Genomic DNA, 10,677 nt, shown 5'->3' with positions numbered 1-10,677 from the left:
CCTGTAGGGGTTTACCCCCACACACCCTATCCTCCCCGCCCCCCCCCCACCCGGCCCCCCACCAGGGGGGCGGGCCCCCGCGGCGGCCGGGGCCCGCCCCGACTGGGGGCTGCGGGAGATCAGCTCAGCGGCTTCGCAAGGACCGCCTTGCGGTGGCTGAACGTCTCGATGGAGTAGCGACCGTGGTAACTGCCCATGCCGCTCTCTCCTACCCCGCCGAACGGCAGGTCGGAGACGGTGAGATGGGCCAGCGGCAGGCCGTGACCGAGGCCGCCGGAGGAGGTCTCGGCGGCGATGCGCCCGCGGGTCTCCTCGGACCCGGAGAAGACGTACAGCGCGAGGGGCTTGTCGCGGTCGTTGATGAAGTCGATCGCCGCGTCGAGGCCGGGCACGGTGACGACCGGCAGGATCGGGCCGAAGATCTCCTCCTGCATCACGGGGGACTTCGGGTCGACGTCCATGAGCACGGTCGGCGCGATGTACTTGTCGGTACGGTCGCTGCCGCCGCCGACCGCCACCCGGCCGGAGTCCAGTAGGGCGGAGAGCCGGTCGAAGTGGCGCTCGTTGATGATGCGGCCGTACTCGGGCGAGGCCTGCGGGGCGGCGCCGAAGAGAGTCTCGACGGCGCGGACCAGCGCGGCCTCCAGGGCGTCGGCGGTCTCCGGGTCGGTGAGGACGTAGTCGGGGGCGACGCAGGTCTGGCCCGCGTTGAGGAACTTGCCGCGCGCCAGCCGCTCGGCGACCACGTCGACGTCGGTGCCGCGGTCGACGAACACCGGGGACTTGCCGCCCAGTTCGAGGGTGACCGGGGTGAGGTGCTCGGCGGCGGCGCGCATGACGATGCGGCCGACGGTGGCGTTGCCGGTGTAGAAGATGTGGTCGAAGCGCTCGGCCAGCAGGGCCGTGGTCTCCGGGACGCCGCCCTCGACCACGGCGACCGCGTCGGTGTCGAGATGAGCGGGGATCAGCCTGGCCAGCGCGGCCGAGGTGGCCGGGGCCAGTTCGCTCGGCTTGACCACGACCGCGTTGCCGGAGGCCAGCGCGCCGACCATGGGGGCGAGCAGGAGCTGGGCCGGGTAGTTCCAGGGGGCGATGACGAGGACGACGCCGAGCGGGTCGTACTGCGTCCAGGCCGTCGCGTCGCCGCCGAGGTGCGCCGGGACGGGCGCGGACTCCGGGCGCAGCCACTCGTCCAGGTGATCGAGGGTGTGGTCGATCTCCCGGACGGTGAAGTCGATCTCGGTGCGGTAGGCCTCGGTGCTGCTCTTGCCGAGGTCGGCGCGGAGGGCGGTGGCGAGGTCGGCGCCGTTCTCCGTGAGCATCGTGCGCAGGCGGCGGAGCTGGCCGGTGCGCCACTCGACCGGCTTGGTGCGGCCGGTGCGGAAGGTGGCGCGCAGCCGGGCCACGACGTCGGCGGGCTGCTCGGGGGTGGAGTCGTTCACAGGTCCCTCGCTGGTGGTGCACGGGCCGGTCGGCCCGGGCCCAGGTCTCGGAAGTATCAGATGTAATTGCCAACCTTTCAGGTGCCCAAGTAAATTCCGGGAACCGCCCTCGGTGACGAGGGTCACGTCATCCGGTGGTCGAGGTCCTCTCTGCGCCGCCGCAGCCAGGCCCGCTCGGCCTCGCTCTCGGCCAGTTCGACGGCCGTCGTGTACTCCGCCGCGGCCTCGGCGGGCCGGTCCAGGCGGCGCAGCAGGTCGGCGCGGACGGCGTGCCGGACGTGGTAGCGGGGAAGGTCGAGGGAATCGACCAGCTCCAGGGCCTTGGCCGGACCCTCGACCTCGGCCACTGCGACCGCCCGGTTCAGCGCGACCACCGGCGACGCGGCGACGGCCATCAGCTGGTCGTACAGGCGCAGGATCTGGCCCCAGTCGGTGGCGGCGGCGGTCGGGGCGTCGCTGTGCACGGCGTTGATCGCGGCCTGGATCTGATACGGCCCGGGCCGGCCTCGGCGCAGGCAGCGACGGACCAGGTCCTGGCCCTCGGCGATCAGGGTGCGGTCCCACCGGCCGCGGTCCTGCTCGGGCAGCGGCACCAGGGCGCCCTCCACGTCCCGCCGGGCCGGCCGGCGCGCCTCGATCAGCAGCATCAGGGCGAGCAGGCCGGTGGCCTCGGGTTCGTCCGGCATCAGCTCGGCCAGCAGCCGGCCGAGCCGGACGCCTTCCGTGCACAGGGCGGCATCGCCGGTGTAGCCCTCGTTGAAGATCAGGCAGACGACGGCGAGCACCCCGCCGAGCCGGTCGGGCAGGTCGGCGTCGCGGGGCACGCGGTACGGGATGCCCGCGTCACGGATCTTGGCCTTGGCACGCACCAGGCGCTGGGCGAGGGTCGGCTCCGGGACCAGGAAGGCGCGGGCGATCTGGGGGGTGGTCAGACCGCCGAGCAGACGCAGGGTGAGGGCGACGCGGGACTGCAGGGCGAGCGCGGGGTGGCAGCAGGTGAAGATCAGGCGGAGCCGGTCGTCGCGCACGGGGCCCTCCTCGGGCGGTGCGTCGGGCGCGTACAGCAGGGCGGCCTCCGCGTGCCGGGTGTCCCGGGAGGACTCGCGGCGCAGCCGGTCGACGGCCCGGTTGCGGGCGGTGGTGATGATCCAGCCGGCCGGGCTCGGCGGTACGCCGGTCTCCGGCCATGTGCGCACTGCGGTGGCGAAGGCGTCCTGCACCGCTTCCTCGGCGAGGTCGATGTCGCCGAGGAAGCGGACGAGGACGGAGACCGCGCGCCCGTACTCGGCGCGGAAGACGGCCTCGATGTCGGGGGCCTCGGCCATCAGTGCTGGTCCACGAACGGCCGCACCTCGATGGGCAGGGTGGTCGCCAGGGCGGCCCTGCGCCCCCACTCCAGAGCCTCGTCCAGGTCGGCGGCCCGGATCAGGCAGAGTCCGCCCAGGTACTCCTTGCCCTCGGCGTAGGGCCCGTCGGTGATCAGCACGTCGCCGTCCTTGGGGCGGATCACGGTGGCGGTCTCCGGACCGTGCAGTCCGCCGGCGAAGACCCAGGCTCCGGCCGCGCGCAGTTCGTCGTTGAAGGCCTCGACGTTGCGCATGATCTCGGCGAGCGCTTCGGGGGCGGGCGGCTGTCCCCCGGCCGGCTGGACCACGCTGAGCAGGTAGTGCTTCATGATGTCCTCCTGTGCTTCTTCCGGGGCGTCTTCCCGGTGTCGGGGGTGTCTGTCACCTCCTACACGAACGGGCGGAGCCGGAATCGACATCGCGCGCCGCGGATCCGGTAGAAAAATTCGGCGGAGATCTTCGGAAGAATCTTCCGCATGACCGACACCGCACACCCGCTCGTCGCCGGCGCCCGACGGCTCGCCGCCGATCTGCTCGTCCCCGCGGCCGAGCGGGTGGACCAGGAAGGCGTGCCCGCGAGCCACATCGAGGCGGTGAAGCGGTCCGGGCTGCTCGGCGTGGTCGCGCCGGTCGGGTACGGCGGCTCGGGGGCACCGCCGGCCGTACTGCGGGAGACCGCGGAGATCCTGGCCGGAGCGTGCTGCTCGACGTGGTTCGTGCAGACGCAGCACCACACACCGGTGCAGACGCTGGCACAGAGCGAACTCACGGTACGGGATCGCCTGTTGGGCCCGCTGTCGCGCGGTGAGCTGCTGTCCGGGGTGGCGTACGCACACCTGCGGGCGTACCCGCGCGTCCCGGTGCGGGTCCGGCGGGAGGGCACCGGCCAGCGGTTCGACGGAACCGTCCCCTGGTACACCGGATGGGGTCTGAACGACGTCATGCTGCTCGCGGGGGTGACCGAGGCGGACGAGGTCCTGTTCGCCTTCGTCGAGGCACGCGAACAACCGGGTCTGCGGGCCTCGGCGCCGCTGCGGCTCGCCGCGCTGACCGCCACCCGCACGGTGTCACTGAAGCTGGACGGCCTGTGGGTGCCCGAGGAGGCGGTGGTCCGGCGGACTCCGTACGAGCGATGGGCGCCCGGCGACCGAGCCAGGACACTGAACGCCAACCCGGCGGTCTTCGGTATCGCCGAGGCCGCGCTGTCCCTGCTGTCCGAGGAGTCCTCGGGCCCTCTGCGTGCCCGCCTCGCCGACGTCCGCCGCAGGGCCTACGCCCTGGCCGACCACCCCGCACCGCTCGAGCGGGCCGAGGAACGGCTGGCCGTCCGGGCAGAGGCGTACGAGGTCCTGGGCGCGGCCACCACGGCGGCGGTGGTGGCCGGCGGCGGCCGTGCGATGTCCCTGACCAGCCGCGCCCAACGGCTGGCCCGGGAGGGGCTGTTCCTGCTGGTGCAGGGCCAGACGGCGGAGACGCGGCGGGCGCATCTGCGGGCGCTGACGGGGGCGCCGGCCGACGGCGGGACGTGAAACGGACGCCGCTTGCGGCTGACTGCGGGGCGCCGACGACGGGCGTGCCTTGCGCCCCGGGGCAGGCACCGAGCGGCGACCGGCAGTGCGGCCGGCATCCGGACGGGAACGTCGCGAGCCGAAGCCGAGGCGCGGGCCACCGACGGACGCCGGACGGAATCGGCCTGTGAAGGCGAAGCCGATCGCGGGCACACGCCCGGCCGGCCGAGCCAAAGCCGAAGCCAAAGCCAGAGCCGAAGCCGAAGCCGAAGCCGACTGCCAAGGAAGAGCCCGTCCCGGGCACGCGCTCGAACGCCCGCCGGGACGGCCGCGGCGCGCGAGGGCCGGGCCGTCGTCGCGACCGGTGCGGCGGTCAGCGGCGGCGCGCTGCGCGGCGCGCCAGCGCGTGAGTGCCCACCGTGGCGGCCGCGGCGAAGGCGAGGCCCTGGAGCGCGTCGCGCGGCCGGCCGGGGCGCAGGACGCCGGCCCGGCGCAGTCGGCCGCGAGCCCACAGAGTGAAGGGAATGACCACCAACGGGGTGGTCGCCGAGCCCGGCGTGTACCCGCGGAACGCGGCAGCCTGGACCAGGTGCACCACGCCGTGCAGCCCGAAGGCGTTGAGCGCGGTCCGGTAGAGGGCGGAACGTCCGCCGGTCCGGTGCCCTTCGGCGGCGGCCGCCCCGACCACGACGGCCATCGCGGCGACGGCGGTCGTGAACTCACGTGCGTCCACCGACTCCAGTCGCCGCCACACCGCCTCCGGCACCCCGGGAAAGTCCTTCCTCAGCTCGGGGACCCGCGTCCGCACCCATCGCGGCACCATGACCAGTTCCTCGGTGTCGTGCACGGCCCAGGCCGCCAGTAGCCCGAGGGTGACGGACGCCCCCACAGGCAGTGGTCCTTGTGTCATGAACCGGCAGTCTGCCAGGCCCGGTCGGCGCTCAGCTCGGCCGGCGGCGCCTTCCGCGGCGGCCGCGGGCGGAACGGCCGGACCGCACCGCGGCCGTGACTCGGAGTCACTTCGCCGGCCGGCCGGCGAACCGCGCCCGACGCCGCTCGCGCTGCCACGGCGGTCCGAGAGCCGGGGTCAGATGCGACCGTCGTCGTCCTGTCCCTCGACCACGACGAGGAAGGTGTCGGACTTCAGGTCCATCACCACGGTCGCGGACTCGCCCTCGGCGCGCCGGGCGGCCGCGTACTCCTCCGCGGGCCATGATCCGCGCGGGGCTCCCGCGGGGAATCGCTGCAACACTTTTCCACCCATGACGACCGGTCACCTCCAGTGTCGACAGCCGACCCCTGCGTGTGTCTCCCACCTCTCCGGCTGCCCGGGATCGCTGCGGACATGCCACCCGACCTGTTCCGGCGGAAGGAGCGCATCCATGAGGGGTGAGCGGCGGGAAGTGGTCACAGGGGATCGCCGACACGGAGGACCGGAACCATGGAGCACGACGAACGAGCGGCGGGATCGCGCTGCCTGGTGGCGGGCGCCACGGGTTACATCGGCGGCCGGCTCGTGCCCGAGTTGCTGGCCGCCGGGCTCCGCGTGCGCTGCCTGGCCCGCGATCCCGGCAAACTGCGCGACCATCCCTGGGCGGGTGAGGCCGAAGTGGTGCGGGGTGATGTCACCGACGCCGACTCCGTGGCCGAGGCCATGCAGGGTGTCGACGTGGCCTATTACCTGGTCCACGCGCTCGGCAGCGGCCGTGATTTCGAGTCGACCGACCGCCACGCGGCCCGGATCTTCGGTGAGCGGGCGAAGGCGGCCGGGGTACGGCGCATCGTGTACCTCGGCGGCCTCACACCGGCCGGCGTACCCGATCACGCGCTCTCCCCGCACCTGCGGTCACGGGCCGAGGTCGGCAGCATCCTGCTGGGCTCGGGGGTACCCACCACGGTGCTGCGCGCGGCGGTGATCATCGGCTCCGGCTCGGCCTCCTTCGAGATGCTGCGCCATCTCACCGAGCGGCTGCCGGTGATGATCACCCCCAGGTGGGTGCGCACCCGGATCCAGCCCATCGCCGTGCGGGACGTGCTGCGGATCCTGGTCGGCAGCGCGGACATGCCGGCGCGGGTGAACCGCGCCTTCGACATCGGCGGGCCGGACGTCCTCACGTACCGGGACATGATGATCCGGTACGCGGCGGTGGCGGGCCTGCCCCGCCGGGTGGTCCTGCCCGTGCCGGTTCTCACCCCGGGGCTGTCCAGCCACTGGGTGGGTCTGGTCACGCCCGTCCCCGCGTCCCTCGCCCGGCCGCTGACCGAGTCGCTGCGTCACGAGGTGGTCTGCCACGAGCACGACATCGAGGCGTACGTACCGAACCCGCCGGGCCACCCGTTGTCCTTCGACGAAGCCGTGCGGCTGGCCCTGCGGCGCGTCCAGGACGCCCAGGTCGCCACCCGCTGGTCGTCGTCGGCGGTGCCGGGCGCGCCGAGCGATCCGCTGCCCACCGACCCCGACTGGGCGGGCGGCAGCCTCTACACGGATCTGCGGGAGGCCGAGGTCGACGCCCCGGCCGACACGCTGTGGCGGGTGATCGAGGGGGTGGGCGGGGAGAACGGCTGGTACTCGTTCCCCCTGGCCTGGGCGCTGCGCGGCCGGCTGGACCGGCTGGCGGGCGGGGTCGGACTACGCCGCGGCCGCCGGGACGCGCAGCGGCTGCGGATCGGTGACTCGCTGGACTTCTGGCGGGTCGAGGAGATCGAGCCGGGGCATCTGCTGCGGCTGCGGGCGGAGATGCGTCTGCCGGGGCCGGCCTGGCTGGAGATGTACGCGGAGAACGAGGGCGCCGGGCGCAGCCGCTACCGGCAGCGTGCGCTGTTCCACCCGCACGGGCTGCTCGGCCACGCCTACTGGTGGGCAGTCTCACCGTTCCACGCCCTGGTGTTCGGCGGCATGGCACGCAACATCGCGCGCACCGCGGCCGCCGCCCCGCACCCCCGGGAGAGGGAATGCGCGCCCGCGCGCTGACGCACCGCATCCACCGGGCACCGTGGCCCGGAAGCGGAGGCGGAAGCACGCACCCGTCCACCCCGTCCCAACCCGGAGCCACGCCATGAACGTCTCGGTCGTCCTGTTCACCGCCGACCTGCGCCTGCACGACCACCCGCCGCTGCGGGCGGCCCTGGACGGCACACGGCAGGTGGTCCCGCTCTTCGTGCGCGACCGGGGAGTGGCCGAGGCACGGTTCGCGGCGCCCAACCGGCTGGCGTTCCTCGCCGACTGCCTGTGCGATCTCGACTCGGGGCTGCGCGAGCGCGGCGGGCGGCTGGTTGTCCGCTGCGGCGACCTCGTCGAGGAAGTGTGCAAGGTGGTCACCGAGGCGGACGCCGACGAGGTGCACATGGCCGCCGACGTCAGCGCCTACGCGCAGCGCCGGGAGGTGCGGCTGCGCCGGGCCCTGGAGGGCGACGGACGCCGGCTGCACGTGCACGACACGGTGACCACGGCGCTCGCGCCGGGCGCCGTGACACCGGCTTCCTCGGACCACTTCGCCGTGTTCACGCCGTACTTCCGGCAGTGGTCGCAGCAGCGGTTGCGCGACCCGCTCGCGGCGCCGCGCACGATCCGGGTGCCGGAGGGTGTCGGATCCGGGGAAGTCCCCTCCCGCGCAGGGCTGTCGGGCGTGTCCGAGGGCCTGAACGCCGGCGGGGAGAGGGAGGGTCGCAAGCGCCTCTCGGCGTGGCTGCGCCGTGGCGTGGCGGCCTACGAGAACCGGCATGACGACCTGGCCGGCGACGCCACCTCCCGGCTCTCGCCGCACCTGCACTTCGGCACTCTCTCCCCCGTCGAACTGGTCCACCGAGCCCGCAGGGCGGGCGGCCCGGGCGCCGAGGCCTTCGTACGGCAGCTGGCCTGGCGCGACTTCCACCGCCAGGTCCTGGCGGCGCGGCCGGCCACGGCCACCGCCGACTACCGCACCAAGCACGACCGCTGGCGGACCGAGCGGACGGCCCGGGAGGACATCGAGGCGTGGCGGGAGGGCCGTACCGGCTATCCGATCGTCGACGCCGCGATGCGCCAGCTGCGCCATGAGGGCTGGATGCACAACCGCGGCAGGCTGCTGGCCGCGAGTTTCCTGGCCAAGACCCTCTACGTCGACTGGCGGGTGGGCGCCCGTCACTTCCTCGACCTCCTGGTCGACGGGGACGTCGCCAACAACCAGCTCAACTGGCAGTGGATGGCCGGGACCGGTACCGACACCCGCCCCAACCGCGTGCTCAATCCGGTAACCCAGGCCAGGCGGCACGACCCGGACGGAACCTATGTGCGGCGCTGGGTGCCCGAACTGGCGTCGCTGGAGGCCCCGATGGTGCACGAGCCGTGGAAGCTCCGGGGTCCGGAGCGGTCGGCGGTCGACTACCCCGGCCCGATCATCGACCTGGCCGACGGTCTGGCCCGCTTCAAGCGGGCTCGCGGACACGGCTGAGGGCCCTGCGCTCTCCGGACGACGGTGCTCAGCCCGGTCGCCCGCAGGCATCCGCCAGCGTGTCGAGGGCTTCGGGCAGGCCCGTCGGACGGAGCATGCCCCGGCTGGACCGGCCCGCCCAGCCGGGGCCGCCGAGCACGACCAGCGGCCCCGACCGGGCTCCCTTCACCCCCCATTGCGTGGCGGCGACGTGCTGCGCCAGCGGCAGGCTCGCCGTGGAGCGGGCCTGTGCCCACAGCACCACGGCGGCCGGGCCGAGGCGCCCCACCGCCGCCGCGAGCGCCTCCACGGGGACGGCGGCGCCGAACATCCTGGTGGCGACGCCCAGTTGGCTCAGTCCGGCGTTGAGCGCCTCCAGGGGCAGGGTGTGCTGCTCGCCGGGCACGCAGGCGAGCAGCACCGGGCCTGCCGCCGCGGGAGCGACCGACGCCACGGGCGGCCGGGTGTGCCGGCGCAGGGTGGTGGACACGTGCCAGGACAGCAGGTGTTCCACCTCCACGTAGCGGTCTCCGGACGAGGCCCACTTCCGGCCGACGGCATGCAGGGTGGGCACCATGACCTCCTGCCAGGCGCGGGCGAGGCCGAACTCGTCCACGGCGGCGGCCAGTCGCTCCTCCACGGCCGGCGCGTCCAGGCGTACGGCCGCACGGGCCAGGCCCCGGGACTCCTGGCGCACATCGCCCGACGGCAGCGGGCCGGCCGTACGCGGGTGCGCGGGCACGTTCCTGGGCATCTCGCGCGGCAGCGCGGTGGGCGGGGACTCGTCGGCGGACGCCTCGTTCCGGGCCACCCGGGCCGCCTCGGCAGGGGCCAGACCGGCCGCGGTCAGCCGGCACATCGCCTCCAGCACGGCCACGTCCCTGGACGTCCAGCGCCGGTGCCGGCCGGTCACGCGCTCGGCGGGGCCGATGCCGTAACGGCGTTCCCAGGAGCGGAGCGTGGTGGGTGAGACCCCGAGCCGGCGGGCGAGGGCACCGGTGGTCAAGCCCGCCTCGCTCGTCCGCGCGTCCGGGGCGGATCGGCTGGTGCCGACGCGTTCGCGGTCCACATCACGACTATACGATGCAGAATCGATGCGGGTTGTGGCCTCGGACGCGGGGCTCCGACGATGACGGCAACGTCTCGTGCAAGGAGCCGTGGCCATGCCCCCGTATCCGACCTCACCCGCCCTCCTCACCGTGAGCCCTCCGCCGCAGCCGTCGGCCGTGGCACTGGCGCAGGGCCCGGACGAGGTGCCGTTCGGCGACGAGGAACTGGCGCGGGGCCTGACGGCGGGTGACGACGCCTTCCTGGCCGCCGTCCACCGGCGCTGGTCAGCGCTGGTGTACGGCCTGGCGTACCGCTCGCTGGGCGATGCCGGGGAGGCGGAGGACGTCACCCAGCAGGTGTTCCTCGGGGTGTGGCGGGGCCGGAACGGGTACCGGCCCGACCGCGGTCCGCTGGCCGGCTGGATCGTCGGCATCACCCGGCGCAAGATCGTCGACGCGCTGGCCGCACGCACCCGGCGCACGGCTCTGGTCGCGGCTGCGGGCTCGGCCCTCGTGCTCACCGGCTCCACCGCGGAGCCGTGGTCCGAGGCCGCGCTGGACCGCGTCCTCGTCCGGCACGCACTGGCGCAACTGCCCTCCCCGCAGCGGGAGGTTCTGCGTCTGGCCTTCTACGAGGACCTGACCCAGACGCAGATCGCCGCCCGCACGGGGTGGCCCCTAGGCACCGTGAAGAGCCATGCCCGGCGCGGCCTGCGCCGGCTGCGGCGCGTGCTCGGTCAGCAGGGCGACGGTTCCGATGCGGAAACGGTGCGAGATCCGGGAGATCGCCGCCGAGGCGCTGCTCCCCCGTGTCGGCCCCCGGAGAGAGTCGGTGCTCTCCGGGGGCTCTCCTGCCGACGGGACGACGCATGGCAAAGGTGCCTACCGCCCCCTACACATAAGGGGTGAATAAGAGCAAACTA

General features: G+C 74.0%; 10 protein-coding genes. 4 read left to right on the top strand and 6 right to left on the bottom strand.

From position 1 onward, the window contains the following. Nucleotides 1-119: 119 nt before the first annotated feature. From ACIRU3_RS35135 to ACIRU3_RS35125, 3 genes are all read right to left on the bottom strand, one after another. Nucleotides 120-1,442, bottom strand: coding sequence for an aldehyde dehydrogenase family protein (locus tag ACIRU3_RS35135; protein WP_404065260.1), 1,323 nt, complete (start codon nucleotides 1,440-1,442; stop codon nucleotides 120-122). A 122-nt stretch (nucleotides 1,443-1,564) separates the two neighbouring features. After that, nucleotides 1,565-2,767 (bottom strand): RNA polymerase sigma factor, encoded by a 1,203-nt coding sequence (locus tag ACIRU3_RS35130; protein ID WP_404065257.1) that lies wholly within the window; start codon nucleotides 2,765-2,767, stop codon nucleotides 1,565-1,567. Then, nucleotides 2,767-3,117 (bottom strand): YciI family protein, encoded by a 351-nt coding sequence (locus ACIRU3_RS35125; protein ID WP_404065254.1) that lies wholly within the window; start codon nucleotides 3,115-3,117, stop codon nucleotides 2,767-2,769. Before ACIRU3_RS35125 ends, ACIRU3_RS35130 begins: the two co-directional genes overlap by 1 nt. A gap of 147 nt (nucleotides 3,118-3,264) precedes the next feature. On the opposite strand from ACIRU3_RS35125, the gene ACIRU3_RS35120 reads away from it, so the two are divergent. Next, nucleotides 3,265-4,317 (top strand): acyl-CoA dehydrogenase family protein, encoded by a 1,053-nt coding sequence (locus ACIRU3_RS35120; protein WP_404065251.1) that lies wholly within the window; start codon nucleotides 3,265-3,267, stop codon nucleotides 4,315-4,317. Between the two features lie 352 nt (nucleotides 4,318-4,669). On the opposite strand, the gene ACIRU3_RS35115 is transcribed toward ACIRU3_RS35120, so the two are convergent. Together ACIRU3_RS35115 and ACIRU3_RS35110 are read right to left on the bottom strand one after the other, a co-directional pair. Beyond that, a complete protein-coding gene (locus ACIRU3_RS35115) occupies nucleotides 4,670-5,206 on the bottom strand; it encodes an HXXEE domain-containing protein (RefSeq protein ID WP_404065248.1) in 537 nt (178 codons plus the stop codon). 177 nt (nucleotides 5,207-5,383) lie between these two features. After that, nucleotides 5,384-5,560 carry a hypothetical protein gene (locus tag ACIRU3_RS35110; RefSeq protein ID WP_404065246.1) on the bottom strand — a complete coding sequence of 59 codons (177 nt, stop codon included), beginning with the start codon at nucleotides 5,558-5,560 and terminating at the stop codon, nucleotides 5,384-5,386. Between the two features lie 177 nt (nucleotides 5,561-5,737). On the opposite strand from ACIRU3_RS35110, the gene ACIRU3_RS35105 reads away from it, so the two are divergent. Both ACIRU3_RS35105 and ACIRU3_RS35100 read left to right on the top strand, forming a co-directional pair. Beyond that, on the top strand, nucleotides 5,738-7,267 hold the full coding sequence (locus tag ACIRU3_RS35105; protein ID WP_404065244.1) for an SDR family oxidoreductase: 1,530 nt from the start codon (nucleotides 5,738-5,740) through the stop codon (nucleotides 7,265-7,267). Between the two features lie 85 nt (nucleotides 7,268-7,352). Beyond that, nucleotides 7,353-8,726 (top strand): cryptochrome/photolyase family protein, encoded by a 1,374-nt coding sequence (locus ACIRU3_RS35100; RefSeq protein ID WP_404065241.1) that lies wholly within the window; start codon nucleotides 7,353-7,355, stop codon nucleotides 8,724-8,726. A 28-nt stretch (nucleotides 8,727-8,754) separates the two neighbouring features. On the opposite strand, the gene ACIRU3_RS35095 is transcribed toward ACIRU3_RS35100, so the two are convergent. Further along, complete coding sequence (locus tag ACIRU3_RS35095; protein ID WP_404065238.1) at nucleotides 8,755-9,774, bottom strand: MerR family transcriptional regulator; 1,020 nt, start codon at nucleotides 9,772-9,774, stop codon at nucleotides 8,755-8,757. 94 nt (nucleotides 9,775-9,868) lie between these two features. Here ACIRU3_RS35095 and ACIRU3_RS35090 point away from each other — a divergent pair, with 94 nt between their 5' ends. Continuing rightward, a complete protein-coding gene (locus ACIRU3_RS35090) occupies nucleotides 9,869-10,663 on the top strand; it encodes a sigma-70 family RNA polymerase sigma factor (protein WP_404065236.1) in 795 nt (264 codons plus the stop codon). The last annotated feature ends 14 nt before the right edge of the window (nucleotides 10,664-10,677 follow it).

It is taken from the genome of Streptomyces sp. NPDC101151 (genome assembly GCF_044768335.1).
Taxonomy (GTDB): Bacteria; Actinomycetota; Actinomycetes; order Streptomycetales; family Streptomycetaceae; genus Streptomyces.
This window is presented reverse-complemented; position numbering and strand designations above follow the sequence as displayed.

Excerpts from the sequence above, each read along its gene's own strand:
- ACIRU3_RS35130 (WP_404065257.1), bottom strand. The coding sequence starts at position 2,767 with ATGGCCGAGGCCCCCGACATCGAGGCCGTCTTCCGCGCCGAGTACGGG.
- ACIRU3_RS35125 (WP_404065254.1), bottom strand. The coding sequence starts at position 3,117 with ATGAAGCACTACCTGCTCAGCGTGGTCCAGCCGGCCGGGGGACAGCCG.
- ACIRU3_RS35120 (WP_404065251.1), top strand. The coding sequence starts at position 3,265 with ATGACCGACACCGCACACCCGCTCGTCGCCGGCGCCCGACGGCTCGCC.
- ACIRU3_RS35115 (WP_404065248.1), bottom strand. The coding sequence starts at position 5,206 with ATGACACAAGGACCACTGCCTGTGGGGGCGTCCGTCACCCTCGGGCTA.
- ACIRU3_RS35110 (WP_404065246.1), bottom strand. The coding sequence starts at position 5,560 with ATGGGTGGAAAAGTGTTGCAGCGATTCCCCGCGGGAGCCCCGCGCGGA.
- ACIRU3_RS35105 (WP_404065244.1), top strand. The coding sequence starts at position 5,738 with ATGGAGCACGACGAACGAGCGGCGGGATCGCGCTGCCTGGTGGCGGGC.
- ACIRU3_RS35100 (WP_404065241.1), top strand. The coding sequence starts at position 7,353 with ATGAACGTCTCGGTCGTCCTGTTCACCGCCGACCTGCGCCTGCACGAC.
- ACIRU3_RS35090 (WP_404065236.1), top strand. The coding sequence starts at position 9,869 with ATGCCCCCGTATCCGACCTCACCCGCCCTCCTCACCGTGAGCCCTCCG.